The organism is Streptomyces sp. NPDC055099 (genome assembly GCF_053607685.1).
In genome coordinates this window covers 454,143-480,808 of the sequence record NZ_JBSGUA010000001.1, presented here as the reverse complement: position 1 = coordinate 480,808, position 26,666 = coordinate 454,143, and the positions used below count along the sequence as shown (strand labels likewise).

At 72.0% G+C, this 26,666-nt stretch carries 22 protein-coding genes and 1 other RNA gene; 13 read left to right on the top strand and 10 right to left on the bottom strand.

What is annotated here, in order from left to right:
• Positions 1-21: 21 nt before the first annotated feature.
• Positions 22-675 (bottom strand): class I SAM-dependent methyltransferase, encoded by a 654-nt coding sequence (locus ACWFRU_RS02175; RefSeq protein WP_453683832.1) that lies wholly within the window; start codon positions 673-675, stop codon positions 22-24.
• Between the two features lie 119 nt (positions 676-794).
• Here ACWFRU_RS02175 and ACWFRU_RS02170 point away from each other — a divergent pair, with 119 nt between their 5' ends.
• Positions 795-1,439, top strand: a complete 645-nt coding sequence (locus tag ACWFRU_RS02170; RefSeq protein WP_453683831.1) for a CatB-related O-acetyltransferase — start codon at positions 795-797, stop codon at positions 1,437-1,439.
• A gap of 96 nt (positions 1,440-1,535) precedes the next feature.
• Here ACWFRU_RS02170 and ACWFRU_RS02165 read toward each other — a convergent pair whose 3' ends face one another.
• Positions 1,536-3,269, bottom strand: coding sequence for an MFS transporter (locus ACWFRU_RS02165; RefSeq protein WP_453683830.1), 1,734 nt, complete (start codon positions 3,267-3,269; stop codon positions 1,536-1,538).
• A gap of 238 nt (positions 3,270-3,507) precedes the next feature.
• Here ACWFRU_RS02165 and ACWFRU_RS02160 point away from each other — a divergent pair, with 238 nt between their 5' ends.
• The 3 genes from ACWFRU_RS02160 (at position 3,508) to ACWFRU_RS02150 (ending at position 8,447) form a co-directional block, all read left to right on the top strand.
• Positions 3,508-5,721, top strand: a complete 2,214-nt coding sequence (locus ACWFRU_RS02160) for an acyl-CoA dehydrogenase (RefSeq protein ID WP_453683829.1) — start codon at positions 3,508-3,510, stop codon at positions 5,719-5,721.
• Complete coding sequence (locus tag ACWFRU_RS02155) at positions 5,718-6,908, top strand: lipid-transfer protein (protein ID WP_453683828.1); 1,191 nt, start codon at positions 5,718-5,720, stop codon at positions 6,906-6,908. The genes ACWFRU_RS02160 and ACWFRU_RS02155 overlap by 4 nt, the downstream gene beginning before the upstream one ends.
• A gap of 114 nt (positions 6,909-7,022) precedes the next feature.
• Positions 7,023-8,447 (top strand): MFS transporter, encoded by a 1,425-nt coding sequence (locus ACWFRU_RS02150; RefSeq protein WP_453683827.1) that lies wholly within the window; start codon positions 7,023-7,025, stop codon positions 8,445-8,447.
• A 170-nt stretch (positions 8,448-8,617) separates the two neighbouring features.
• On the opposite strand, the gene ACWFRU_RS02145 is transcribed toward ACWFRU_RS02150, so the two are convergent.
• Both ACWFRU_RS02145 and ACWFRU_RS02140 read right to left on the bottom strand, forming a co-directional pair.
• Positions 8,618-9,223 carry a response regulator gene (locus tag ACWFRU_RS02145; RefSeq protein WP_453683826.1) on the bottom strand — a complete coding sequence of 202 codons (606 nt, stop codon included), beginning with the start codon at positions 9,221-9,223 and terminating at the stop codon, positions 8,618-8,620.
• On the bottom strand, positions 9,220-10,497 hold the full coding sequence (locus ACWFRU_RS02140; protein WP_453683825.1) for a sensor histidine kinase: 1,278 nt from the start codon (positions 10,495-10,497) through the stop codon (positions 9,220-9,222). Before ACWFRU_RS02140 ends, ACWFRU_RS02145 begins: the two co-directional genes overlap by 4 nt.
• Before the next feature lie 314 nt (positions 10,498-10,811).
• Between ACWFRU_RS02140 and ACWFRU_RS02135 the strand changes: the two genes are divergently transcribed.
• Genes ACWFRU_RS02135 through ACWFRU_RS02125 form a run of 3 tightly spaced genes read left to right on the top strand, consistent with a single transcriptional unit; the run spans position 10,812 to position 13,755 of the window.
• Positions 10,812-11,666, top strand: a complete 855-nt coding sequence (locus ACWFRU_RS02135) for a MaoC/PaaZ C-terminal domain-containing protein (RefSeq protein ID WP_453683824.1) — start codon at positions 10,812-10,814, stop codon at positions 11,664-11,666.
• Positions 11,667-11,707: 41 nt separating this feature from the next.
• The gene (locus ACWFRU_RS02130; RefSeq protein ID WP_453683823.1) at positions 11,708-12,784 is read left to right on the top strand and encodes a Zn-dependent alcohol dehydrogenase; all 1,077 of its coding nucleotides are present in this window, start codon (positions 11,708-11,710) and stop codon (positions 12,782-12,784) included.
• 17 nt (positions 12,785-12,801) lie between these two features.
• The gene (locus ACWFRU_RS02125) at positions 12,802-13,755 is read left to right on the top strand and encodes a 3-oxoacyl-ACP reductase (RefSeq protein WP_453683822.1); all 954 of its coding nucleotides are present in this window, start codon (positions 12,802-12,804) and stop codon (positions 13,753-13,755) included.
• A 322-nt stretch (positions 13,756-14,077) separates the two neighbouring features.
• Here ACWFRU_RS02125 and ACWFRU_RS02120 read toward each other — a convergent pair whose 3' ends face one another.
• Entirely contained in the window at positions 14,078-15,166 is a 1,089-nt protein-coding gene (locus ACWFRU_RS02120; protein ID WP_453684490.1) for a hypothetical protein, read from the bottom strand.
• A 247-nt stretch (positions 15,167-15,413) separates the two neighbouring features.
• Here ACWFRU_RS02120 and ACWFRU_RS02115 point away from each other — a divergent pair, with 247 nt between their 5' ends.
• The 4 genes from ACWFRU_RS02115 to ACWFRU_RS02100 all read left to right on the top strand — a co-directional run bounded on the left by ACWFRU_RS02115 (position 15,414) and on the right by ACWFRU_RS02100 (position 19,520).
• Positions 15,414-16,490, top strand: coding sequence for an ABC transporter substrate-binding protein (locus ACWFRU_RS02115; protein ID WP_453683821.1), 1,077 nt, complete (start codon positions 15,414-15,416; stop codon positions 16,488-16,490).
• 148 nt (positions 16,491-16,638) lie between these two features.
• Complete coding sequence (locus ACWFRU_RS02110) at positions 16,639-17,490, top strand: Nif3-like dinuclear metal center hexameric protein (RefSeq protein WP_453683820.1); 852 nt, start codon at positions 16,639-16,641, stop codon at positions 17,488-17,490.
• Complete coding sequence (locus tag ACWFRU_RS02105) at positions 17,487-18,230, top strand: zinc ribbon domain-containing protein (RefSeq protein WP_453684489.1); 744 nt, start codon at positions 17,487-17,489, stop codon at positions 18,228-18,230. Before ACWFRU_RS02110 ends, ACWFRU_RS02105 begins: the two co-directional genes overlap by 4 nt.
• A gap of 12 nt (positions 18,231-18,242) precedes the next feature.
• Positions 18,243-19,520, top strand: coding sequence for a bifunctional RNase H/acid phosphatase (locus ACWFRU_RS02100; RefSeq protein WP_453683819.1), 1,278 nt, complete (start codon positions 18,243-18,245; stop codon positions 19,518-19,520).
• Positions 19,521-19,730: 210 nt separating this feature from the next.
• On the opposite strand, the gene eda is transcribed toward ACWFRU_RS02100, so the two are convergent.
• The gene (gene eda / locus ACWFRU_RS02095) at positions 19,731-20,375 is read right to left on the bottom strand and encodes a bifunctional 4-hydroxy-2-oxoglutarate aldolase/2-dehydro-3-deoxy-phosphogluconate aldolase (RefSeq protein WP_453683818.1); all 645 of its coding nucleotides are present in this window, start codon (positions 20,373-20,375) and stop codon (positions 19,731-19,733) included.
• Positions 20,376-20,459: 84 nt separating this feature from the next.
• Complete coding sequence (gene yaaA / locus ACWFRU_RS02090) at positions 20,460-21,260, bottom strand: peroxide stress protein YaaA (RefSeq protein ID WP_453683817.1); 801 nt, start codon at positions 21,258-21,260, stop codon at positions 20,460-20,462.
• Between the two features lie 128 nt (positions 21,261-21,388).
• On the opposite strand from yaaA, the gene ACWFRU_RS02085 reads away from it, so the two are divergent.
• The gene (locus ACWFRU_RS02085; RefSeq protein ID WP_453683816.1) at positions 21,389-22,834 is read left to right on the top strand and encodes an RNB domain-containing ribonuclease; all 1,446 of its coding nucleotides are present in this window, start codon (positions 21,389-21,391) and stop codon (positions 22,832-22,834) included.
• Here ACWFRU_RS02085 and ACWFRU_RS02080 read toward each other — a convergent pair.
• Together ACWFRU_RS02080 and ACWFRU_RS02075 are read right to left on the bottom strand one after the other, a co-directional pair.
• Positions 22,785-23,621, bottom strand: coding sequence for a hypothetical protein (locus ACWFRU_RS02080; protein WP_453683815.1), 837 nt, complete (start codon positions 23,619-23,621; stop codon positions 22,785-22,787). The genes ACWFRU_RS02085 and ACWFRU_RS02080 overlap by 50 nt on opposite strands.
• On the bottom strand, positions 23,618-24,442 hold the full coding sequence (locus tag ACWFRU_RS02075) for a MerR family transcriptional regulator (RefSeq protein ID WP_453683814.1): 825 nt from the start codon (positions 24,440-24,442) through the stop codon (positions 23,618-23,620). Before ACWFRU_RS02075 ends, ACWFRU_RS02080 begins: the two co-directional genes overlap by 4 nt.
• A 168-nt stretch (positions 24,443-24,610) precedes the next feature.
• On the opposite strand from ACWFRU_RS02075, the gene rnpB reads away from it, so the two are divergent.
• An RNA gene (rnpB, locus tag ACWFRU_RS02070) (RNase P RNA component class A) lies at positions 24,611-25,018 on the top strand.
• Between the two features lie 212 nt (positions 25,019-25,230).
• Here rnpB and ACWFRU_RS02065 read toward each other — a convergent pair.
• On the bottom strand, positions 25,231-26,646 hold the full coding sequence (locus tag ACWFRU_RS02065) for a DUF6177 family protein (protein WP_453683813.1): 1,416 nt from the start codon (positions 26,644-26,646) through the stop codon (positions 25,231-25,233).
• Positions 26,647-26,666 lie beyond the last annotated feature (20 nt).

The following is a 26,666-nucleotide window of genomic DNA, read 5'->3' as shown; positions in this document are numbered from 1 at the left end:
AGAGCGACTCTAACGGGCAGGTCAGATCCCCGCGCCCGTTCGGCGCAGGACGCGCAGGGAGTCGGTTGACGGGAGTTCGGTGAATGCGCCGGACTCAAGGGCCCTGAGGTAGACGCGGTAGGGGGCCTGGCCGGTCATGATGTCCGCCGGGTCAGGGAACACGTCGTGGATCAGGAGCAGGCCGCCCTCCGCGAGGTGCGGGGCCCAGCCCTCGTAGTCGCCCGTCGCGTGCTCGTCCGTGTGGCCGCCGTCGATGAAGACCAGACCCAGCGGTCCGCCCCACGCCTTGGCCACCTGCGGCGAACGCCCGACGATCGCGATCACGTGGTCCTCCAGGCCTGCGTGGTGCAGCGTGCGGCGGAAGGTGGGGAGCGTGTCCATGCGGCCGACCTCCGGGTCGACCGTGGCCGGGTCGTGGTACTCCCAGCCCGGCTGCTGCTCCTCGCTGCCGCGGTGGTGGTCCACGGTGATGGCCGTGACGCCCGCCTCGCGTGCGGCGGCCGCGAGCAGGATCGTGGAGCGGCCGCAGTACGTTCCGACCTCCAGGAGCGGCAGGCCGAGCGCCGCCGCGTCCGTCGCCGCGGCGTACAGGGCGAGGCCCTCGTCGGCCGGCATGAAGCCCTTGGCCGCCTCGAAGGCGGCGAGGATCTCCGGCGTGGGCTGGGGGGCGGCCATGGGGTCCTCCTGGGCTTTGCGAAAAGCGGTGGGTCTCCGCCGTGGGCCGCCCTATGCTGCCGCATGGTCCCGCTGATCATGGAAGCGGGGCCGTGCAGAGGAGTGGAAGGCGGCATGCCATGCAACTCGTACCGGCGGATCCGACGGTGCTGCATCCCTTTCCGGATCAGCCGCGCGTCGTGCTTCTGAAGCCGCTGGTGAAGTCCGAGCTGATCGAGGTGGGGGAGTTCTCCTACTACGACGACCCGGACGACGCGACCGCCTTCGAGACGCGCAACGTCCTTTACCACTACGGCCCCGAGAAGCTCCGTATCGGCAAGTTCTGTGCGTTCGGGACGGGGGTGCGGTTCATCATGAACGGCGCGAACCACCGGATGGACGGGCCCTCCACCTTCCCCTTCCCCATCATGGGCGGGTCGTGGAGCGAGCACTTCGATCTGATCAGCGGGCTGCCGGGGCGGGGGGACACCGTCGTCGGTCATGACGTGTGGTTCGGGTACGGGGTGACGGTGATGCCGGGTGTGCGGATCGGGCACGGGGCCGTCATCGCCTCGGGGTCGGTCGTCGTGGACGACGTCCCGGACTACGGGGTTGTCGGCGGCAACCCCGCCAAGCTGATCCGTACGCGGTACAGCGAGGACGAGGTCGCCCGGCTGCTGGCCGTTGCCTGGTGGGACTGGCCTGCGGAGCATCTGACCGAGCATGTCCGGACCGTGATGTCCGGGACCATCGATGAGCTGGAGAGGGTCGCTCCGCGGGGGTAGTGGGCCTTTCTCCTCCCCAACCCCGCCCCTTCCCGAAAACCCGCTCTGGCGCGGGGGCCTTGCGTGCCGTCGATCACCGGCTCCGCCGAGTTCGTCCTATGCCGGAACCCCGCTCCCGCCCGGCAGCGAAAGGTCCATCTCCACGGCCCTGTCGTCACCGCGATACGCCGCCGCCGAGGCAAGCGGCGCATGCCCCGACGCCGTGGCCGCGAGGACGTACGAGCCGTCGCCCGGAACGGAGAGCGCGTAGCGGCCGCCCTCATCCGTCAGCGCCGACCCCGCCTGCCGACCCCGGCGGTCGATCAGCGTCACCTTGGCCCGCGCGACCGGTGCCCCGGAAGGGCTCAGGACGCGGCCGTGGAAACCGGCCAGCGCCTCCGTGGCCGCGCGCAGGTTCGCGTCCTCCTCGCTGCTGGCCCGGAGCTGCGTCTTGACCGAGCGGCGGGCGGAGGGCAGGAAGAGGGCGAAGACCAGGCCGAGGGCTACCGCACCCGTGGCGATGAGGAAGGACGTGCGGAAGCCCGCCATCGTCGGGACGGCGACGCCGCCCACGTGGTTCGCCGTGTTGGCGAGGACCATGCCGATCACAGCGGACGAGACCGACGTACCGATGGAGCGCATCAGCGTGTTGAGGCCGTTCGCCGCACCCGTCTCCGAAGCGGGCACGGCGCCGATGATCAGTGCCGGGAGCGAGGAGTAGGCGAGGCCGATACCCGCGCCCACGACCACCGCGATGATGATCGTCTGCCAGGCGGCGCTCATCAGGCCGAGGCCCGCCCCGTAGCCGATCGCGATGATCAGCATGCCGAGGATGAGGGTGACCTTCGGGCCGTACTTCGCCGAGAGGCGGGCGTAGACCGGGGCCGTGAACATCATCGTGAGGCCCAGCGGCGCCACGCACAGGCCCGCGACGACCATGGACTGGCCGAGGCCGTAGCCGGTGGCGGTGGGCAGCTGGAGAAGCTGGGGCAGAACCAGCGAGATCGCGTAGAACGCCACGCCGACCATGATCGAGGCCAGGTTGGTGAACAGGACCGCCGGGCGGGCCGTGGTGCGCAGGTCCACCAGCGGCGCCTTGAGGCGCAGCTCCATCACGCCCCAGAGGACGAGGACGACCGCGGCCGCGCCGAACAGGCCGAGCGTCATGCCCGAGGTCCAGCCCCAGTCGCTGCCCTTGGTGATGGGGAGCAGGAAGAGGACGAGTCCCGCGGAGAGGCCGAGCGCGCCGGTCACGTCGAAGGTGCCCTGCGCCTTCACCGTGCTCTCGGGCACGAAGAGGACGGTCAGGAGCATCGATATGACACCGAGGCCCGCCGCGCCGAAGAACAGGGTGTGCCAGTCGGCGTGCTGCGCGGTCAGTGCCGCGAGGGGCAGCGCGAGGCCGCCGCCGACGCCGATGGAGGAGCTCATCAGGGCCATCGCGGAGCCGAGCTTCTCGCGGGGCAGCATGTCGCGCATCAGGCCGATGCCGAGCGGGATGGCGCCCATCGCGAAGCCCTGAAGGGCGCGGCCGACGATCATCACGACGAGGTTGTCGGTGAAGCCGCAGACCAGGGAGCCGACGACCATCACGGCGAGGCTCGTGAGCAGCATGCGGCGCTTGCCGTAGAGGTCGCCGAGGCGGCCCATGATCGGGGTCGAGACGGCGCCCGCGAGCAGGGTCGCCGTCATGACCCAGGTGGCGTTCGACGGCGTGGTGCTCAGCAGCGTCGGCAGGTCCTTGATGACCGGCACCAGGAGCGTCTGCATCACCGCGACGACGATGCCGGCGAAGGCGAGTACGGGGACGACTCCGCGGGTGCCGCGTTGGTGGGTCGTCGACTGCGTCATTACGTGGGGCCTCCGGGGGCGGTGCAAAGGCTGGCAGGGGTACGTGCAGTGCGAACCTGTTTCCCCGGGCGACTATTCCGACGGATGTCGTACGAGGGGAATTCTTGACCTGTTGTTAACCGGCCGGTTAAGGGCGGCGTCGGGGCGGCCTCCATCTGACCCCGCGTCAGTCTTCCGGAAGATTGGAACGTGTTCTAGTGTGACGCCGTCCCGGAAGCTGCTACCGGCGAGGACGCGCATGGGCATCGGAATCACGCAGGAACAAAGGGAGTTGGCGGCGGCGGTGCGCGGCTGGATCGCCCGCGCGGTCCCGCCCGAGGAGATACGCAAGCTGCTCGACGCCCCGCCCGGCACCGGCGGCAGGCCCGCCCACTGGGACGGTCTCGCCGAGCAGGGGCTGCTCGCGGTGCACCTGCCCGAGGAGTGCGGGGGCGGGGGCGGCGACCTCGTGGACCTCGCGGTAGCCCTGGAGGAGGCCGGGCGGGCGGCGCTCCCGGGGCCGTACCTGGCCGGCTCCCTCGCCTCGGCCGTCCTGCACCGGGCGGGCGCCGCCGATCTGGCCGCCGACCTGGCCTCCGGGGCGCGGATCGGCGCCGTCGCGCTCGGTGCGGGCACGCTGACCGCGGTGTCCGTGGCGGACGGCTATCTGCTCGACGGCGTCGCGCCGCCCCTGCTCTGTGGGGCCGACGCCGACCTGCTGATCCTGGCCGCCGAGTCCGCTCGCGGAACCGTGTGGCTCGCCGTCGATGCGGCCGAGCTGACCGTACGTACGCAGGAGAGCACCGATCCCACGCGGCCCACCGCCGAGGTGACGGCGGACGGCGTCGAGGTCCCGGCCGGGCGGGTGCTGGGCGTCGACGCGGCGCTCGTACGCGACCTGGCCTGTGCCCTGTTCGCGGCGGACGCGTGCGGGGTGGCGGCCTGGGCGCTGGAGACCGCCACCGAGTACGCGAAGGTGCGCGAGCAGTTCGGGCGGCCGATCGGGCAGTTCCAGGCGGTCAAGCATCTCTGCGCGGACATGCTGGTGCGCCTTGAGCAGGCGCGGGCGCTGACCTGGGACGCGGCGCGGGCGGCGGACGCCCCGCCGTCACGTGACCCCGCGCCGGACGTGCGCAGCCTCGTCTGCGCGCTCGCCGCCGGCGCCGCGCTCGACGCCGCCTACTCCTGCGCCAAGGACGCCATCCAGATCCTCGGCGGCATCGGCTTCACCTGGGAGCACGACGCGCATCTGTATCTGCGCAGGGCACTCGTCGCCCGGCAGCTGCTCGGCACCGGTGACGCGCACCGGCTGCGCGCGGTGCGGCTCGCGGAGGGCGGGGCGCGCCGGGAGCTGCGGATGGAGCTGCCCCAGGAGGCGGCGGCCTACCGGGAGCAGGCGCGCGAGGCCATCGCCCCGGCCCGCGGCCTCGACCCCGCCGCCGCCCGCAAGGCCCTCGCGCCGACCGGCTATGCCGCGCCGCACCTGCCCGAGCCGTACGGTCTCGGTGCGGGTCCCGTCCAACAGCTCGCCGTACAGCAGGAGTTGGCGGCTGCCGGGGTGCGCGTCAGCGATCTCGGGATCGCCACCTGGGTGGTGCCCTCGCTCATCGCGTACGGGACGCGGGAGCAGCAGGAGCGGTTCCTGGCGCCGACGCTCAGGGGCGAGGTGCTGTGGTGCCAGCTGTTCAGCGAGCCCGGGGCGGGCTCGGACCTGGCCGCGCTGCGGACGCGGGCCGAGCGGGTCGAGGGCGGCTGGCTGATCAGCGGCCAGAAGGTGTGGACGAGCGCGGCGCAGTGGGCGGACCACGGCATCCTGCTGGCCCGCACGGACCCGGAAGCCCCCAAGCACAAGGGACTCACGTACTTCCTCGTCGACATGAAGCGGGCGACGGGCATCGACATCCGGCCGCTGAAGGAGATCACCGGGGACTCCCTCTTCAACGAGGTCTACTTCGACGACGTCCTGCTGCCCGCCGACGCCGTCGTCGGCGAGGTGAACGACGGCTGGCGGGTCGCGCGGCACACGCTCGGCAACGAACGCGTGCACATGGCCGACCAGTTGACCTTCGACACCGGCCTGGAGGCGCTCATCGAGCGCGCCGGTGAGCTCGACGGCGCCTGCCGCGCGCGGATCGGCGCGCTCGCCGCCGAGGCGCACGCGCTCGCCTGCATCGGCCTGCGCACGACGATGCGGCAGGTGGCCGGGGCGGAACCGGGCGCCGGGGCCTCCGTCCGCAAGCTCGTGCAGACCCCGCATCAGCAGAAGGTCGCCGAACTGGCCCTCGAACTGCTCGGCCCCGCGGGCGCGGTGCGCGAGGGGGCAGGGGAGCGGGCGCTGCACGGCTTTCTGATGTCGCGCTGCCTGACCATCGCGGGCGGGACCACGCAGGTGCAGCTGAACGTCGTCGCGGAACGGCTCCTCGGCCTGCCGAGGGACCCCGAGCCGCACCACCCGGAAGGAGCCGGACAGTGAAGGCATACATAGTCGGCGTCGGCATGACGAAGTTCGAGAAGCCGGAGACGCGGGACTGGCAGTACTGGGACATGGCGAAGGAGGCGGGGACGAAAGCGCTCGCCGATGCCGGGATCTCGTACGAGGACGTGGAGCAGGTGCCGGTCGGGTACTGCTTCCAGGCCTCGACGGCGGGCCAGCGCGCCGCGTACGAACTGGGCCTGACCGGCGTCCCCGTCTACAACGTCAACAACAACTGCGCGACGGCGTCGACCGCGCTGATGATGGCGCGGCAGTTCGTAGAGGGCGGCATCAACGACTGCGTGCTCGCGCTCGGCTTCGAAAAGATGGCGCGGGGCGCACTGGGGGGTGGGAGTGACGGCGGGGACTTCAAAACATCCCCCGTCGCCAGGCACTACGGCGTGATGGCCGCGCGCCACGGCTTCGAGATGACCCCGCCCACCGCCCAGATCTTCGGCAACGCGGCACGCGAGCACATGGAGAAGTACGGCACGACCGAGGCGCAGCTCGCCGCGGTGGGCGCGAAGAACCACCGGCACTCGGTGAACAATCCGTACGCCCAGTTCCAGGACGAGTACACCGTCGACGAGATCCTCGCCGCCAAGACCATCCACCGCCCGCTCACCAAGCTCCAGTGCTCGCCGACCTCGGACGGGTCGGCCGCCGCGGTGGTGGTGTCGGAGCGGTTCGTCGAGCGGCACGGCCTCCAGGAGCGGGCCGTGGAGATCGCCGCGCAGGCGATGACCACGGATACGGGGGAGTCCTTCGACTCGGGCTCGTGCATCGACGTCGTGGGGCAGCCGATGTCGCGGGAGGCGGCGCGGCAGGTGTACGAGAGGTCGGGCCTCGGCATCGAGGACATCGACGTGATCGAGCTGCACGACTGCTTCTCGATCAACGAGCTCCTCACCTACGAAGCGCTCGGCATGTGCGCGGCGGGGGAGTCGGGGAAGCTCGTCGAGAGCGGCGCCACGACGTACGGCGGGCGCTGGGTGGTGAACCCCTCGGGCGGCCTGATCTCCAAGGGCCATCCGCTCGGCGCGACGGGCATCGCCCAAGTGGCCGAGCTGACCTGGCAGTTGAGGGGCGAGGCGGACGCGCGGCAGGTGGCGGGGGCGCGGGTGGGGCTCGCGCACAACATCGGTCTCGGCGGGGCCGCGGTGGTGACGCTGCTGCGCAAGGAGTGAGGGAGAAGAGCAAGGAGGGGCGGGAGAGGGACCGGGGTCCTAGGACCCACGGCCGAGGATCTCTGCGGCGAAACCCCGATGCAAGGGCCATGCACTCCTGAGAGCATGGCTGTCATGGTCCAAACGCCCCCCGACACTTACATGTCCGCCACCGCACGGAAGTCCGCCCCCGTGTGGGCGGTGGTGCTCGCCGCCTGCGCGGGACAGTTCCTCGTCGTCCTCGACGTGTCCGTGGTGAACACCGCGCTGCCCTCCATGCGGGCCGACCTCGGCATGAGCGCGGTGGGCCTGCAGTGGGTGGTCAACGCGTACTCGATCGCGTTCGCGGGCTTCATGCTGCTCGGCGGGCGGGCCGGCGACCTCTTCGGCCGCAAGCGGATGTTCCTGGTCGGGCTCGCGCTCTTCACGGTGGCCTCGCTCGCGGGCGGCCTCGCGCAGGCCGAGTGGCAGTTGCTCCTCGCGCGGGCCGTGCAGGGACTCGGCGCGGCGGTGCTCGCCCCCTCGACCCTGACGATCCTCACCTCCGCGGTGCCCGAGGGGCCCGCGCGCATACGTGCCATCGGCACCTGGTCGGCGGTGGGCGCGGGCGGCGGCGCGGCGGGCGGCCTGGTCGGCGGAGTCCTCACCGACCTGCTCTCCTGGCGCTGGGTGCTCCTGATCAACGTGCCGATCGGCGCGCTCGTCCTGGCGGCGGGCGCGTGGTGGCTGACCGAGAGCCGCGCGGGCGGCAGCCGCAAGCTCGACCTGCCGGGCGCGATCCTGGTGACGGGCGGGCTCGCCACCCTCGCGTACGGCATCGTCCAGACCGAGGAGCAGGGCTGGACGGCGGCCGAGACCCTGGTGCCCCTGGCGGTGGGCCTCGCGCTGCTCGCGGCGTTCCTGCTGGTGGAGGCGCGGGCGGCGGTGCCGCTGATGCCGCTCAAGCTGTTCCGGGTGCGGTCGGTGTCGGCGGCGAACGCAGCGATGTTCGTGTGCGGCGCCGGAATGTTCGCCATGTGGATGTTCATGACGCTGTACGCGCAGAACGTCCTCGGCTACTCGGCGCTGAAGGCGGGCCTGGCCCTGATCCCGTCCTCGCTGACGATCGTCTTCGGCTCGAAGCTGGCGCCCCGCCTGATGCCGGTGCTCGGGGCGAAGAACGTGTCGCTGCTCGGCATCATCGTGGCGTCGGCCGGGTTCGGCTGGCAGTCGACGATGACGGCCGACGGCGCGTACCTCACCTCGATCATGCTGCCCGGCATCGTGATGATGTTCGGGGCCGGCCTGGCCGCGACGCCGCTGGCCTCGCTGGGCACGTCCGGGGCGGCACCGGGCGACGCGGGCCTCGTCTCCGGTCTCATCAACACCTCGCGCACGATGGGCGGGGCACTGGGCCTCGCGGTGCTCTCCACCGTCGCGGCCTCACGGATGGGCGGCTCCACGAGCCCCGAGGCACTGACCGAGGGCTACGCGGCGGCGTTCAGGACCAGTGGGTTCATCCTGCTGGCGGGGGTAGTGGTGCTGCTGGTGTGGATGCCGAGGGAGCGGAGCAAGGGCTGAGCGGAATCAGCCCGTCCGGCGTTTGAGGACGAACTCGGCGGAGCCGGTGATTGAGGGTGCCGGGAGCCGCGGGGCAACAAGCCATGTGCCGGTCCGGGGCCCAAGGCCATAGGCGGCCCGGGTCAAAGCCCAGGGGGGCCAGGTCAAGGCCCAGGGGCCAGTCACGCCAGTTACAACCAGCCCCGCTGCCGAGCCTCCCGTACCGCCTCCATCCGGTTCCGCGTCCCCGTCTTCCCGATCGCCGCCGAGAGGTAGTTCCGTACGGTCGACTCCGACAGATGCAGCTTCTCCGCGATGTCGGAGACCGTCGCGCCGTCCACCGAAGCCTTCAGGACGTCCGCCTCCCGGCCGGTCAGCGGGCTCGGCCCCGCGCTCAGGGCCGCCGCGGCCAGCGCGGGGTCGATCACCGTCTCGCCCCGCAGCGCCTGCCGGATCGCCTCCGCGAGGTCCTCCACCGGGCCGTCCTTGACCAGGAAGCCCACCGCGCCCGCCTCCATGGCCCGGCGCAGATAACCGGGCCTGCCGAAGGTCGTGAGGATGAGGACCCGGCACTCCGGGCACTCGTCCCGCAGGTCCGCCGCCGCGTCGAGCCCGCTGCGGCCCGGCAGCTCGATGTCGAGGAGCGCCACGTCGGGGCGGGCGTTCAGCGCCGCGTCCACGATCTCGTCGCCCGCGCCGACCTGCGCGACGACCTCGATGTCCGCCTCCATGCCGAGCAGCAGCGCGAGCGCGCTCCGCATCATGCCCTGATCCTCGGCGAGCAGGACTCTGATCATGGGGTGCGCTCCTCCAGGAGGGGGCCGGAACCGGGATCGGTACCGGAACCGGGGCCGGGACCGGGGCTTGGCTCGATGACCGGCAGCTCCGCCGCGACCCGGAATCCGCCGCCCGGTGCGGGACCCGACTCCAGGGAGCCGCCCGCCGCCGCCAGGCGCTCGGCCAGGCCCTTCAGCCCGCTGCCGGGCGTGCCCGAGCCTACGCCGCGACCGTCGTCGGTGATCAGCAGCCGAGTCCGTTCGGCGGTGCCCGCCACCTCGATCTCGCAGCGGGTCGCCCTTGAATGACGTACGACATTCGTGGCGGACTCCCGGACGACCCAGCCGAGCAGCGCCGCGGTCTGCGGGGCGAGCGGCGGGCCCGACTGGCGCACGGCGGCCTCGATGCCCGCCGCGTCCAGGAGGTCGCGGGCCCGGTCGAGCTCCGTGGCCAGGCTGCCCTCGCGGTAGCCGGTGACCGCCTCGCGGATCTCGGTCAGGGCCTGGCGGCCGACGGACTCGATGTCGGAGACCTGGCCGAGCGCGGCGTCCAGGTCGCGGGGCGCCAGACGCCGCGTCGCCTCCGCCTTCACGACGATCACCGAGAGCGTGTGGCCGAGCAGGTCGTGCAGGTCCCGGGAGAAACGCAGCCGCTCCTTCTCGACCGCACTGCGGGCCAGCTCCTCGCGGGTGGAACGCAGTTCCTTCACCGTCTCGGAGAGGGCGAGGATCGCGGCCGTCACCATGACCGAGATGAGCGTGCCGTACGCGATGCCCGCCGCGTCCCAGCCGTCCTGGAGGCCGCCGACCACCGCCGCCGTGGCGCTCAGGGCGAACGCCGCGGGAATGAGCTGCCTGCCCCGGAGCACCGAACCCGTGGCCAGGCCGAGCAGCGGGAAGAACATCAGCCAGCTGCCGCCGTAGCCGATCGCGAGGGCGAGGGTGACCGCGGTCAGCGCGAGCAGGAGCTGCTTGGTGACGCGCGCCTCCCGCGCCCGCTTGTCGAAGGCGCGGAACACCACGCTGATGTAGAGGGAGTTGAAGACCAGCAGGCCGAGCCCGCCGAGCCAGGGGTTGCCCGTCTCGCCCTGGAGGAGGTTGGAGAAGGAGCCCATCCCCATCAGGAGCCAGGGCAGCATCGCGAAGCCGTTGGGCGGGCCCAGGTCCTCGGGTCTGCTCCGGCCGGACTTCTCCCGCGCCCGCACCTCGGCAAGCTGCGCCCCGCCGCTGTGTTTCCAGCGCGCGAGGCGCGTGTGCCGCTGCCAGAAGCCCTTCGCCGCCACCTTCGCCGCCATCGTTTCTCCTGTCGCGCCGGGGCGCCTCGTCCCAGGCTGCCGACCCTACGGAGCCGGGGCGGAAAACCGGCAGATGTGGTTGTACGGAGTCGGCCGGTACAAATGTCACGGGCTGGGTGAGGCGGCCCGCCGAGCGCGCATCTGACGTGACGTCAGGAGTCTTCACAACTACCGGGCCCTCGGCTATACATGGGATCGCCGGACTGGAACGCGTTCTAGAACGGGCTCCTTCCGGCCCTGTTGCGACCTCGGTGCGACCGACGGTGCGGACGGCCGCACCGAGGTCTTCAGACCGGCCAAGGAGCTGCCACCCCATGCCCATCGATGCCGCGAAAGCACTGGCCGCGGAGCCCAGGTCGGCCGAGATCACCTGGGATCACAAGGACATCCAGCTCTACCACCTGGGCCTCGGCGCGGGCGTCCCCGCCACCGACCCCGACGAGCTGCGCTACACCCTGGAGTCCAGGCTGCACGTCCTGCCCAGCTTCGCGACCGTCGCGGGCGGCGGCATGGGCGTCGTAGGCGGCCTCTCGGCCCCCGGCATCGAGGTGAACCTGGCCGCGGTCCTGCACGGCGGCCAGAGCATCACGCTGCACCGCCCGATCCCGGTCAAGGGCGAGGCCGTCACCACCTCCAAGGTGGCCGCCGTGTACGACAAGACCAAGGCCGCGATCCTCGTCCTGCGCACCGAAGTGGCCGACTCCGACGGGCCGTTGTGGACGAGCGACGCCCAGATCTTCGTACGCGGTGAAGGCGGTTTCGGCGGCGAACGCGGGCCGTCGACCCGCCTCCCGGCACCCGAGGGCGAGCCCGACAGGATCGTGGAGCGCCCCGTCCGCGAGGAGCAGGCGCTGCTCTACCGCCTCTCCGGGGACTGGAACCCGCTGCACGCCGACCCCGAGTTCGCCAAGCTCGCCGGTTTCGACCGGCCGATCCTGCACGGCCTGTGCACCTACGGGATGACGCTCAAGGCCGTCGTCGACACGGTGCTCGGCGGCGACGTGTCGCGGGTGCGGAGCTACAGCACACGTTTCACCGGGGTCGTCTTCCCGGGCGAGACCCTGCGCATCCGGATGTGGCACTCCGCGGGCCAGGTCCACGTGGCGGTGACGGCGGTCGAACGGGACGACGCACCGGTCCTCGCCGACACGATCGTCGAGCACGCCTGAAGCGCCGTACCGCCTGAATTTCGTACGAGAGGAGCCGCACCATGCGCGCAGCCGTACTGCACGAGATAGGCCAGGACAAGCTGGAGGTCCTCGACGACGTCGAGGCGGTGGGCTTCGGCCCCGGCAAGGTGAAGATCCGGGTGCGGGCCACCGGCCTGTGCCACTCCGACATCTCCGCGATGAACGGCGTACTGCCGCAGCCCGCGCCGTTCATCCCCGGCCACGAGGGCGCGGGCGAGATCGTCGACGTCGGCGACGGCGTGAGCGGGATCAGCCGGGGAGACCGGGTCCTGGTGTGCTGGCTGCCCGCCTGCGGCACGTGTCCGGCGTGCAAGCGTGGCCAGAGCCAGCTGTGCCTGGCCGGTTTCATGAACGCGGGCACGCCCAACTTCAAGCGTCCCGGCGGGGACGTCTTCGGCTTCGCGGGCACGGGCACCTTCACCGAGGAGGTCGTGGTCGACGCGGGCTGCGCCGTGCCGATCCCGGACGACGTGCCCTTCGACATCGCGGCCCTGATCGGCTGCGGGGTGACGACGGGGCTCGGCGCGGCCATCAACACCGCGAAGGTGGAGGCCGGTTCGTCGGTCGCCGTCATCGGCTGCGGCGGCGTCGGCATCTCCGCGATCCAGGGCGCGCGGCTCAAGGGCGCGGCGCAGATCGTCGCCGTCGACCCGGTGGCATCGCGGCGCGAGGCCGCGCTGCGGTTCGGCGCCACGGAGGCGGTCTCCCCGGGCGAACTCGCCGACGCCAAGCAGCGGATCACCGCGGGCGAGGGCTTCGACTACGTCTTCGAGGTCGTCGGCAAGTCGGCCACCGCCCGTACGGCGTACGAGACGACGCGGCGCGGCGGCACGCTGGTCGTCGTCGGCGCGGGCGCCATGGACGACAACCTCCAGCTCAACATGTTTGAGCTGTTCTTCGACGAGAAGAGGATCCTGCCGTCCATGTACGGCGGCGGCGACGTCCTGCAGTCCTACGAGCGGGCCATCGCGCTGTGGCGCGCGGGCCGGATCGACCTGGAGAGCCTCATCACCCACCGGGTGCCGCTCTCCGAGATCAACGAAGCGCTTGACCAGATGCGTACGGGCGTCGCGCTGCGTACGTGCATCGAGATCTGAGAGGACTTCGATCCCTGATGGCACAGCCATTGCCACGGCCACTGACCGGTTTGGCCGCGATCGTGACGGGCGCGGGCCGGGGGCTCGGCCGTGCGGAGGCCCTCGAACTCGCCCGCCTCGGCGCGAGCGTCGTCGTCAACGACTTCGGACAGCCGGGCCGTGACGGCTCGGGCGAGGCGTCCGCGGCGCCCGCCGAGGAGGTCGCCGCCGAGATCCGCGCGGCGGGTGGGCAGGCGGTCGCGCACCTGGGCGACGTCGCGGACCACGAACAGGCGCGCGGGCTCGTCCAGTTGGCGATCGACACGTACGGCAAGCTCGACATCCTGGTGAACAACGCGGGCATCCTGCGGGACCGGATGATCTTCTCGATGAGCGAGAGCGAGTGGGACTCGGTCATCCACGTCCACCTCAAGGGTCACTTCAACACGTCGCACTTCGCGTCCGTGCACTGGCGTGAGCGGTCCAAGGCGGCGGGCGGCCCTGTCTACGGCCGGATCGTCAACACCTCCTCCGAGGCGTTCCTCGCGGGCTCGGCGGGCCAGCCGAACTACGCGGCGGCCAAGGGCGGCATCGTCGGCCTGACGACGTCGAGCGCTTTGGCGCTCGGCAAGTACGGCGTGACGGCGAACGTCATCTGCCCCCGGGCGCGGACCCGGATGACGGAGGACGTCTTCGCGGGCTACCAGGAGCCGGCCGCGGGCGAGCTGGACGCGCTCGCCCCCGAGCATGTGGCGCCCCTCGTCGGCTACTTGGCGTCCCCCGCGGCGGCCGGGGTCAACGGCCAGCTGCTCGTCGTGCACGGCGGGATGGTGGCCGTGGTCGAACGCCCCAAGGTGGCGGCGAAGTTCGACACGGCGAAGGACGTCTTCACGTACGAGGAACTGGACGGGCTCCTGTCGCCTTATTACGCGGGGCGCCCGGAGGGGGAGACGTTCGCGGCGTCGGAGGTGCTGGGGCTCAAGCGGGGCTGACCTACACGCAAACGCCGGACGGGCTGGATTTCCAGCCCGTCCGGCGTTTGAGGACGAACTCGGCGGAGCCGGTGACACTCCGGCGCCCAAGGCCAAGGGGCCTACTCGTCGCCCTGCCGACGATGCCGGCCCCGCGGCGTCGCCGCCGGAGTGTCACACTCGGCCACAGGCCCCCGATGCCTGCCGGCACCGGAACTGCCCGCCGCCTCCCGCGGCTCGGGATTCCGCTCGGATTCCGTACGGATCTCGGTTCTGGTCAACACACTCACCCCGTAAAAGCTGTAACTCTGTAAAGAAGATCGTTCGGTGCAGCCGGGCGAGTCTAACCAACGCCCGCGCGCCCGTTGAGGGGCGCCTGCTGCAACGGAACGGGCCGCGCGGCAACCGGCGCGGGCGCAGCCGCCGGAGCGGGAGGTTCCAGCTCCGCGACCCCGCACGGCACCGCCTCCGTCACATACGGAAGCCGCAGCGCACCCTCCCGCGTCCACCACCCCGAACCGGCCAACCACCCGGCGGGCGCCGCCAGTTGATGCAGGCGCCGCTCGGCGGGACGCCACAGGCCGAGCCAGCTCCCCGCCGCCCCGTCGATCCGCAGCGCCACCGCACAGCTCTCCGGCATCAGCGTCTGACCGGGCTGTATGGCGAACGGCGTCACCGCGAGGTCCGGCAGCCGCAGGCACTCGGGGAAACGCACCGGCCGTGTGCCGCCGAGCACCCCCCAGCCGAGCCTGTCGTGGCCCGGCGCGTCCGAGCGGATCAGGAGCAGTCCGCTGTCGGGGTCCGCGAGCAGCAGCCGGTCGTCGCTCTCGTCGGCGATCTGGAGGAGGGGCGACACCTCGCCGCCCCGCTCCAGGTCCACCGCCACCGCCTTGACCCGGCCGCCCAGCGCCCGGTCCAGGGCCAGCATCCGGCCTTCCCCGTCCAGCCAGACCCCGCCCGAACAGTGCCCGGGGATCTCCGCGACGTGCTCGGGACCGAAGGCACCGCCCGCCACCAGCCACAGGGCGGTCGACCCGGCGCCCACCGCGAGCGCGTACGCGTGACCGGCCACCGGTGAGGGCGGAAGCAGCGTCAGCCGGGACTCGCCGCACTCCACGGCGCCGAGCGGGATCTCGCCGGTCTCCGGTCCCGTCGGATACAGGAGCGCGAAGGCGTGGCGTCCGTCGACGACGCGGTGGATCAGGACCCGGCCGTCGGCCATCGGGAGCACTTCGGTGCCGGGCTCCTCGGGCTGGTTGCCGGGCAGCGGCACCGCGTACGGCTCGGGGGAGTCGAGGGTCCAGCGCTCGGGGAACCAGGAACCGCCGTCGAGGGCGAGACGGGCGGCGTACGCGCCGTCGGCGGTGATCACTGGGGGTGCGGCGGGCGCGGCGGGCGCCGGGGGCACGGGGGGAGACGCCGGCGCGGTCATGGGCTCGGGCTCAAGGGTGGGCGCTGTCATGGGGGAACCTCCGGGCCACGAAGCTAGTTTTCGCACGCGCTGCCGTGGCACCTGTGGGCGCCCGCTTCACACAGAAGGGTGGCGATGTACCGATTCGCCTGAGGGGGCGGGGGTGGTTGTGCTGGGTGAGGAGGGCGCGCTTAAGGTAAGGGCCACCTAAGTGACCTGCGGGCCTGCGGAAGCGGCAGCAGCACACCCCCTGGAGCCTGGAGCACCGATGGCACCGCTTTCCCCGTCCTCACGGTCCGTGTCCTCACGGTCCGCACGACCCCGCCGCCACCGGGGCACCGCCGCGATCGCCCTCGCCGTGGCCGGCGCGCTCTCCCTCGCGGCCTGCGGGTCCGGCGACGACTCCGGCAAGTCCGGCGACGGCACCGGCAGCAAGGCCGTCGCCCAGGGCGGCGAGGACTTCTCCAAGGCCGCCGAGCAGACCGCGAAGATGGGCACGACGGCGAAGCCCGGCGCGTTCCCGCGCACCATCACGCACGCCCGCGGCAAGACCGAGCTGAAGGCGCAGCCCAAGCGGGTCGTGGTCCTGGACGTCGGTGAGCTCGACAACGTCGTCTCGCTCGGCGTCAAGCCCGTCGGCTACGCCCCCACCGAGGGCGACGACGGCATCCCCGGCTACCTGAAGAAGGACGCGGGCGACCCCAAGGACGTGGGCACGATCAACGCCCTCAATCTGGAGGCGATCGCGAACCTCAAGCCGGACCTGATCCTCGGCAGCGAACTGCGCGCAGCCAAGCTCTACCCGCAGCTCTCCAAGATCGCCCCGACGGTCTTCTCCATCCGCCCCGGCTTCACGTGGAAGGAGAACTACCTCCTGAACGCGGCCGCGCTCGACAAGACGGCCAAGGCGAAGACGGAGCTGGCGGCGTACGAGAAGAAGGCGAGGTCCCTGGGCCGGGACCTCGGCGACGACAAGCCGACGATCACGATGCTCCGCTACATGCCGGACCGCGTCCGCCTCTACGCGAAGGCGTCCTTCATCGGCACGATCCTCGCCGACACCGGCCTGCCCCGCCCCAAGAATCAGCAGATCAACGACCTCGCCACGGAGATCAGCACCGAGAAGATCGACGAGGCCGACGCGGACTGGATCTTCACCGGCGTCTACGGCGACCCGAAGAAGACGGGCCGCTCCGAGGCCGAGAAGAACCCCCTGTGGAAGAAGCTCGACGCGGTCAAGGCCGGACAGGCCAAGAACGTCCCGGACGAGACGTGGTACCTGGGTCTCGGCGTGACCGCGGCGAACGAGGTCCTGGGGGACCTCAGGGACAACCTCGTCAAGTAGCGCCCGGTAAGGGGCGCGGGGCTGTGTCCATTCGCGGCTTCGCCGCGGAGCGCGCAGTTCCCCGCGCCCCTTCGGGACGCTCAGTGGCAGCCCGTGGCGGTGCGTACCGTAAGACATGCCGAGCGCAGCGGGAAGGTAGCCTTTCTCCGTGCCCCGTCTGTCTGAAGTCATCGCCGCCCTCGACGTCCTGTGGCCCGCCGAGCTGGCCGAGAGCTGGGACGCGGTCGGCACGGTCTGCGGCGACCCCGACGCGGAGGTCTCCCGGGTCCTGTTCGCCGTCGACCCCGTCCAGGAGATCGTCGACGAGGCGGTCAAGCTGGGCGCCCAGCTCCTGGTCACGCACCACCCGCTCTACCTGCGCGGCACGACGACGGTCTCGGCCGGCACCTTCAAGGGCCGCGTCGTCCACGACCTCATCAAGAACGACGTGGCGCTGCACGTCGCGCACACCAACGCGGACCGCGCCGACCCCGGCGTCTCCGACGCCCTCGCGGGCGCGCTCGACCTCCGGGTCGTCCGTCCCCTCGTACCGGACCCGGCCGACGCGCACGGCCGCCGCGGCCTCGGCCGGATCTGCGAGCTCGACCACCCGCTGACGCTCCGGGAACTCGCCGACCGCGCCGCCGAGCGGCTGCCCGCCACCGCGCAGGGCATCCGTGTCGCGGGCGACCCGGAGCAGCTCGTCCGCACCCTCGCGGTCAGCGGCGGCTCCGGCGACAGCCTCTTCGACGACGTACGCGCGTCCGGCGTGGACGCCTTCCTCACCGCGGACCTGCGCCACCACCCGGTGTCGGAGGCCCGCGCACAGACTCCGCTCGCGCTGCTCGACGCCGCGCACTGGGCCACCGAGTGGCCGTGGTGCGAACTGGCGGCGACGCAGCTCGATCAGATCTCCGACCGTCACGGATGGGGACTTCGCGTCCACGTCTCCAAGACGGTCACCGACCCCTGGACCGCCCACGCGGCCTCGAATACCCACACCACAGGAGCCCCCAACTGAACGCCGCGCCCGCCGACCAGATCCGACTCCTCGACGTCCAGGCACTCGACGTACGCCTCCAGCAGCTGGCGCACCGGAAGAAGTCCCTGCCCGAGCACGCCGAGATCGAGTCGCTGAACAAGGACATCGCGCAGCTGCGCGATCTGCACGTCGCCTCGACGACCGAGGAGAGCGACTGCGCCCGCGAGCAGACGAAGGCGGAGCAGGACGTCGACCAGGTGCGCCAGCGCGCCAACCGCGACCAGCAGCGCCTTGACTCGGGTGCCGTGACGTCCCCCAAGGACCTGGAGAACCTCCAGCGCGAGATCGCCTCCCTCGCCAAGCGCCAGGGTGACCTGGAGGACGTCGTCCTCGAGGTCATGGAGCGCCGCGAGTCCGCCCAGGAGCGGGTCTCCGAGCTGGCGGAACGTGTCTCCTCGGTCCAGGCGAAGATCGACGACGCGACGGCACGCCGTGACGCGGCCTTCGAGGAGATCGACGGCGAGGTCGCCACGGTCACCAAGGAGCGCGAGGTCGTGGCGGGTTCGGTCCCCGCCGACCTGCTCAAGCTCTACGACAAGCTGCGCGACCAGCAGGGCGGCGTCGGTGCGGCCAAGCTCTACCAGCGCCGCTGCGAGGGCTGCCGCCTGGAGCTGAACATCACCGAGGTGAACGAGGTGAAGGCGGCGTCCCCGGACACGGTCCTGCGCTGCGAGAACTGCCGCCGCATCCTGGTCCGTACGTCCGAGTCGGGTCTGTAAGGGGCCGTGGCCGTGCGGGAGTTCATCGTCGAGGCCGACGGCGGGTCGCGGGGCAACCCGGGGCCCGCGGGCTACGGCGCGGTGGTCATCGACGCGGCCACGGGCGAGACGTTGCGGGAGGCCGCGGAGTACATCGGCGTCGCGACGAACAACGTGGCCGAGTACAAGGGCCTGGTGGCCGGTCTGAAGGCGGCGCACGACCTCGACCCGGCCGCCTCGGTCCGTGTCCGGATGGACTCCAAGCTCGTCGTCGAGCAGATGTCGGGCCGCTGGAAGATCAAGCACCCGGACATGAAGCCGCTCGCCGCCGAGGCGGCGCGGGTCTTCCCGCCGGACCGGGTGACGTACGAGTGGATTCCGCGCGCGGAGAACAAGCACGCGGACCGGCTCGCCAACGAGGCGATGGACGCGGGCAAGCGGGGCGAACGGTGGTCGGCGTCGGACTCGACGGCGGAGCTCGACGCGCGGGCGGCGCGGCGGGCTGCTGCCCCTCCCGAGCCCGCGGGCCCTCCTGGGGACGCGGTCGCCGGTGCGGCGAGGGCGAGGGCGGCGCTGGCGGGTACGGCGCCGGCGGGTACGGCACTGGCGGGTACGGCGGCGGCTGACGTGCGCGCCGCGGGCCAGGTGACCGCGGCCCCGCCCGTGGGCTGGGCGGCGCCCGCCGACCTGGGCGCTCCCGCGACCTTCGTGCTGCTGCGGCACGGGGAGACCGCGTTGACGCCCCAGAAACGCTTCTCCGGCAGTGGGGGCTCCGATCCCTCCCTCTCCGAGGTGGGCCGGGAGCAGGCGGCGCGCGCCGCCGAGGCGTTCGCGGCGCGCGGCACGATCCAGGCGATCGTCACCTCGCCGCTGAAGCGGTGCCAGGAGACGGCGCGGGCGGTGGCTGCCCGCCTGGGCCTCGACGTACGGGTCGACGACGGTCTGAGGGAGACGGACTTCGGCGACTGGGAGGGCCTGACGTTCGGCGAGGTGCGCTCGCGTCAGCCGGATCAGCTGAACGCCTGGCTGGCCTCACCGGAGGCGGCGCCTCCGGGTGGCGAGTCCTTCGCGGCGGTGGCGGAGCGGGTCTCGGCGGCGCGGGACCGCTTGGCCGCCGAGTACGCGGGGCGCACGGTGCTTCTGGTCACTCATGTAACCCCGATCAAAACCCTGATCCGCCTCGCCTTGGGTGCCCCACCGGAGTCCCTGTTCCGCATGGAACTCTCGGCGGCGTCGGTCTCGGCGGTGGCGTACTACACCGACGGCAACGCATCGGTACGCCTCCTGAACGACACGTCGCACCTGCGCTAGACCTCCGCCGCAGCCCGGTGGGGGTCGCCCGCGCAGTTCCCCGCGCCCCTTCGGGCGCGGTGCAGCGGGGCCCCGACAGGGGCGCGAGGAACGGCGCGCTCAGCCACGAGGCACCCGCAGGTGTCAGCGCAGGCGTGGGGGCCCCGTAAGGGGCGCGGGGAACTGCGCGACCAGCCCCCACGCACCCGCAGGGAGAAGGCCCCCGGCGGTTCAGCGAAGGGACGCCGCCTCGCGGGCCAAGCCCTCGACACGCCCCCAGTCCTTCGCCGAGACCGCGTCAGCGGGAAGCATCCAACTGCCCCCCACGCACCCGACGTTCGGCAACGCGAGGTACGACGGCGCGGAGGCGAGACCGATGCCCCCCGTCGGACAGAAGCGGGCCTGCGGCAACGGCCCACCGAGCGACTTGAGGTAAGCCGTACCGCCGGCGGCCTCCGCCGGGAAGAACTTCATCTCGTGCACCCCCCGCTCCAGCAGCGCCACCACCTCGGACGTCGTGGAAACCCCCGGCAGGAACGGCACGCCCGACGCCTTCATCGCGGCGAGCAGCGTGTCCGTCCACCCCGGGCTCACCAGGAAGCGGGCGCCCGCGTCGACGGACTCCGCGACGCCCTGGGGCGAGATGACGGTGCCCGCACCGACCACGGCGTCCGGCACCTCCGCCGCGATGGCTCGGATCGCGTCGAGCGCGGCGGGCGTACGCAACGTCACCTCGATCGCGCGCAGCCCGCCCGCGACCAGCGCACGCGCCAGCGGCACGGCGTCGGCGACGTCCTCCACGACGACCACGGGGACGACGGGAGCGAGATCGAGCACGGAACCGGAAGCCGCGGAAGGAGCGGAGGGGGAAGTCATGGCTGCATCCTGCCTCGCGTCACGCAGCATGCGCAAAGGGCGTTGCGCATGCTGCAACCAGGCAACGCCAGACCCGTGAGGGGTTCAGTGAATCTCCCGCACCACCACGTCCAAGGCCCACGCCTTGCCCGCCTTGGACGGCGCCTCCGCCTCCACCACATGCCCGAGATCCCGCAGCGCCTCCACCAGCTCGGCAGGACTCTTCGGCTGCGTGCCGGTCTCCAGGAGCGACCTAACGATCCGCCCCTTCGTCGCCTTGTTGAAGTGCGAGACGACGGACCGCTTCTCCACCCCGTCGACCATCTGCGCGTGCAGCACCCGCACCGTCGCCGTCCGGTCCGCGACCTCCCCCTTCGGCTTCCACGCCGCCGCGTACGCCGACGACCGCAGGTCCAGCACGAGCCCGTCGCCCGCGGCCTCGGGCATCGCCAAGGCCATCGGCGTACGCCAGTAGGCGCCGAGCGCGCCGAGGCCGGGCAGCTTCACGCCCATCGAGCATCGGTAGGAGGGGATGCGGTCGGTGACGCCGACGGCGCCCCACAGCCCGGAGAAGACCAGAAGGGAGCGCGCCGCACGGCGCTTGGCGGCGGCGTCCAGCGTGGCGAGGCCAAGCGCGTCGTACAGAACGCCCGTGTAGATCTCGCCCGCGGGACGCGCGCCCGCCGTACGCAGCTCGGCGTTCTTCGCGACCTCGCCCCGCAGACCCTCGCTCAGACCGAGGACGTCACGGGCCTTCTCCTCGTCCCCCACGCAGAGATCGACCAGCTCGTCGAGCACCGCCTGCCGCGCGTCCGCGAGCGCCGGCAGGGAGAGCGACTCCGGCTTCAGGGGGGCGCCACGGCCGGAGGGCGCCTTGCCTTCGGAGGGCGGCAGCAGGACGAGCATGGGTCTCCTTCGGAGGGCAACGGGTGGGGGGTGCGGACCCTGCGCCAGGGTAATCGTCACCGGGTCCCCGGGACGCCCACGCCTCCCTCCACCGTGCCACCCCGCCCCTCCCCGCCTACGCTCGACCCATGCCCCGTCGCCATCTCCGCGTGACCGGCGCAGCCGAAGCTCCCCTGCGGGGCTTGCTGCGTGAGCTGCGTACGAAGCTGGACGTGCCCGAGGGATTTCCCGCGAACGTCCTGGCCGATGCCGAGCAGGCCCTCGCCGCTCCACGGCTTCCCGCGCACGACGCGACCGACATCCCCCTGTTCACCATCGACCCGCCCACCTCCGTCGACCTGGACCAGGCGATGCACCTCTCCCGGCGCGGCGGCGGATTCCGGGTGCGGTACGCCATCGCGGACGTCGCCGCGTACGTCACGCCCGGCGGGCCGCTCGACGCGGAGGCCCACCGCCGCGTCACCACCCTCTACTTCCCCGACGAGAAGGTGCCGCTGCACCCCACCGCCCTGAGCGAGGGCGCGGCCAGCCTGCTGCCGGGCCAGGACTGCCCGGCGGTGTTGTGGACCATCGACCTCGACGGAGAGGGGCGCGCCGTCTCCACCGACGTGCGCCGCGCCCTCGTACGCAGCCGCGCCAAGCTCGACTACGACGGCGTGCAGCAGGCCATCGACGGCGGCACCGCCGAGGAGTCGCTCGCGCTGCTCGCCGGCATCGGGCGGCTGCGCGAACGGCTGGAGGTCGAGCGCGGCGGCATCTCCCTCAACGTGCCCGAACAGGAGATCGTCGAGCGGAACGGCACGTACGAGCTGGACTTCCGCGCGCCACTTCCCGCCGACGGGTGGAACGCCCAGATCTCCCTCCTCACCGGCATGGCCGCCGCCGAGCTGATGATCCAGTCGGGGGCCGGAATCCTGCGGACTCTCCCCACCGCCCCGGACGGCGCCGTCGGCCGCCTGCGCCGCACCGCGAAGGCCCTGGACGTCGACTGGCCGCACCACGTCCCGTACGCCGAGCTCGTCCGCTCCCTGGACCCGCGCCGACCGCACCACGCCGCGTTCCTCCAGGAGTGCACGACGCTCCTGCGAGGCGCGGGCTACACCGCGTTCAGCGGCGGCGACGTACCGGAGCTGATCACCCACGCCGCCGTCGCCGCCCCCTACGCCCACTGCACCGCCCCGCTGCGCCGCCTCGTCGACCGCTACGCCTCCGAGCTGTGCCTGGCCGCGGTCGCCGGGGACGAACCGCCCGAGTGGGTGCTCGCCGCGCTTCCCGAGCTGCCCAAGGAGATGGCGGACGGGACGCGGCGCGCCAACACCGTGGAGCGCGAGTGCGTGGACCTCGTCGAGGCCGCGCTGCTCAAGGACCGGGTCGGCGAGCTCTTCGACGCGGTGGTGGTGGACGTCCAGGAGCGTGAACCCGCCGTCGGGACGGTCCAGTTGACCGACCCCGCGATCGTCGCCCGCATCGAGGGCGGCACCGGCGCGCTGCCGCTGCCGCTGGGGGAGCGGCTGCGGGTGCGGCTCACGCAGGCCGATCCAGGGGCGGCGAAGGTGCAGTTCGAGCCTGCGTGAGTTGCATACGCTCCAGGGCCCGCCCCAGCGCCGCCCGCAGCTCCGCCGGCTCGTCGGAGTGCAGCCGTACGGTCGTCACGGGCCGGCGCCCGCCAAGAAAACCGACCGCCATCACGGGCTCCGTCAGCTCCAGCGTGAGGGAGGTCTGCGCGGCGACCGGAATGTCGAGCACCCCGTCGGCGGCCTCGTGCGTGAAGCGCCGCTCACCGCGCGCGGCGGCGATCCGCTCCAGCGGTATCGTCACGTCCCGGTGGGCGCCGTGGCGTACGCGGAGTGAGTCGGCGGAGAGCACGTGCGGCCGGGTCACGGAGGCGGCGTGGATGCCGAGCATCAGGATCACGCCGTAGACGTCGATCACGAGGGTGATCGCGTGGAGCGTGGGCCAGTTCCGCAGCAGTAGCGCGAGCCCGACGGTCTCCACGACGGAGACTAACACGAAGCCGTAGAGCATCGCGGCCTGATCCCGGGCGTGCCCGAAGGCGAGGTCCCCCTCCCGCACCCCGTGCCGCCGCCGCGCCACCCACAGCACCAGGCTGGTCAGCGCCCGCACCTCGTGCCCGACGATCCGCCGCACCGGCTCCGGCACGACCTCCCTCAGAGCCGCGCGCCCGCCCCGCCGGTACAGAATCAGGAGCCCCACGCACTCGACGAGGAGCAAGGCCAGGGCCACGGCTTCGACACCGACCAGCACGCGCAAGGGGAGTACGTTCCCCGCCAACAGACATACAACAAGCACGACTTCGACAGGTACGACCACCCAGGCGAGGCCCCGCACCAGCCTGGTCATCGCGCACCCCGTTCGATGAGGAGCCGCATCCCGCGGCGCACGGCCTCCGCCTGGGCGGGGGAGAAGTCGGAGAAGAAGGCCTCGAGGAACCGGTCGTCGCCGCGACCCCGCCCGTCGGCCACCGCCTGTACGCCCTCGGTGCCCAGCTCCTCCAGGAGCGAGTCGGGCAGAGCCGCGACGAGCGCTTGCGCCGCCTCGTCCACGGCGGCCTGCGTACGCGGATCGGCGAGGTCGGCTTCCGCGAGCGCGTCGAGCAGCGCGTACACCTCGTGCGCGCGCTCCACGGCGTCCGGGGTGGACATCGCGGGGTGCAGCGCGGCCATGAACCTGTCGTGTTCCTCCGGGGGCGCCGTCGTGTCGATCAGGGCGAGCAGTTCCCGGTCCTTCGCGGCCATCGCGGACTCGGGACCCTCGCGGCCGGCACCGGAACGGGCCATCTCGGCGAAGAACTCGCCCAGTTGCGGCGAGACGGGCCCCTCGACGGACAGCCGCCCGTGTTCCGCGTCGTCCAGCAGCACCCGCAGCCGCTCCCGCCGCTCGCGGATCGCGGTCTCCTGCCGGGCGAGGTCCGAGTCCAGCTCGGCGAGCACCTCGGCCAGCTCGCGCCCCGCGTCGTCCGCGAGCACGTCCCGCACCTCGGCGAGCCCGAGCCCCAGCTCGGTCAGCCGCCGGATCCGCGCCAGCGCGACGGCGTGCCGCAGCCCGTACTCCCGATAACCATTGGCCCGGCGCTCGGGCTCGGGCAGCAGCCCGAGGTGGTGATAGTGCCGGATGGCCCGAGTGGTGACACCGACGATCCCGGCAAGCTCCCCGATCCGCATCCCGCCCGCCCCCTTCATGGGGCCCCTCGCATCGCGTTCATGGGGCCAGTAGAAACGTTGACGCTGCGGCAAGGTCAAGCAGCGACGGGGTGGGACCCGCCGGACGGCGCAACCGAGGCCGTCGGCCGCGCGACCCTGTCCGCCGGGTAGCATGGTCGGCACGGCAGACGAGCCGGGCGGACGGCCGCGTGGAGCTTCCCTCACCAGGGGATCTTCCCGAGGAACGTCCGGGCTCCACAGGGCAAGGTGGTGGCTAACGGCCACCCGGGGTGACCCGCGGGACAGTGCCACAGAAAACAGACCGCCGGAGGCTTCGGTCTCCGGTAAGGGTGAAACGGTGGTGTAAGAGACCACCAGCGCCTGAGGTGACTCAGGCGGCTAGGTAAACCCCACCTGGAGCAAGGTCAAAAGGAAACACCTCGGTGTTTCTGCGCGGACGACCGAGGGCTGCCCGCCCGAGTCCGCGGGTAGACCGCACGAGGTCCGCAGCAATGCGGACCCTAGATGGATGGCCGTCTCCCCGGCCGCCGCGAGGCGACCGGGCGACAGAACCCGGCGTACAGCCCGACTCGTCTGCCTTTACGGCCCTGACCTGGGTTTATACCCGGGGACGGGCCGTTTGGCGTTGGTGGTGCTGTTCCCGGCTGACCTGGGGTGTTCCCGCGTGGTCGTGCACGGGGTGTGTGCACGCGGGGATCCGACACCGGCCGGCAGCAGCAGTTCGGCGAGGTGCACTCGTAGAGGCACGTCGATTGGTGCCGCCGCGATGGCCGTGCGCAGGCTCTGGATCAGATGGCAGATCCTGGGGCGGCTTTGAGGTGTTGCGTGAGCTGCTGGAGAGTGGTCCAGGCTTCGCCGCTGGTGCCGTCGCCCAAGGGGTAGTGAAGCGCGGGCTTGGCCGTGGGCCCGAGCTGTACGGCGTGCAGGCTCAGGGGCGAGCGGCGGGCGTGTGTGAGGCCGATGTCTCGTACGTCGTCCGGGCCGAGGGTGAGGGAAAGCGGGACTGGTGGGGCCTCGAAGTGAGGTGGGGCGGCGAGGTCGCGGCGGGCCCTGCGCAGGGACGTCAGCATGGTGGCCAGACCGTGTTCGGTGACCAAGGTTTCCGCCAGGGGCTCGATTGCATCGAGGGGCGGGGTCTCGTCGGGACCGTAGCCCAGGGTGAGAGTGATGTTTTCCAGGACGCCGGTGGTGGTCCGGGTGATGCGGTGAGTGGCGATCGCAGGACGGTCGGGGTGGCCGATGACGAGCAGGTGGGTGGGTGCAGGAGCACGGTCGCGGGCGAGGTCGGTCAACTGACGTGTGGACCAGGGTAGGTTGATCGGCTCTGCAGTGCCCCAGCCTGCGGGGGATGCGCCGGTAAGGATTTCCCAAGCGGTTTCCAGGGAGCGGCCGAGGACGAGTTGATCGTCGGCCGGGTGTTCGGTCCGGAAGGCGACGATCAGTTGGCGGTCGTCGGTCGGTGTGATCGTGGTGAAGGCCTGGGCCATGGCCGTCTGGCCGTCTGCGTTGAGCGCGGGGGCGAAGGTGCCGTCCTGCCAACGGAGCACGGCCCCTGTCAGGCCGTCGTAGTAACCGTCGGTGGGATCCTGGATGATCCAGCGGTTCGGGCTTCTGGCCAGGGTGGTGCGGGCGGGTGTGCTCAGGCGGACGTGGGGTGGGGTGACGATCTGCAGGCTGAGAGCACTCTGAGTGGTGGTGCGCAGCACGTCGGAGAGCCAGGTGGTGAGGGCGAGGACGGGCCGGTCGTGCAGGACGACGGCGGTCGAGTCGGTGAGGACGTCCACCGTTGGCTGACTAGTGGAGGAAAGCGCGGTCAGGTCAGTGGCCGGAGGGACGACATCTGTCGTGGCAGCCCCGGGAGGCCAGGTGCTACCGCCTAGCAGGAGTGTCAGACGCCCGCAGACGGAGCCCGCGAGTTGTCCGGCCTCAGCGGCGGCGGTGGTGGCGCGCGCTTCGGTCCACCAGAACGACCCGTCCGGGGCGGGGACTTGGTGGCCCAGCAGGCGCTGTGCCTCGCCGGGTACCTGGACGAGGATGGGCGCCTCGATCGAGACGAGGGGGCGTCCTCCGACGCCGCAGATCTGGATGACCGCCTCGTCGGCCGTGGTGGTCAGTTCTGCCTCGGGGCCGGCCGCGCCAAGGCCGGCCATCACGGCCCAGGGGTCGGGCATCTTGGGGGTGAGGGCGATGACGTCCTTGGTCACGGTCAGCGGGTCTCCGTGTC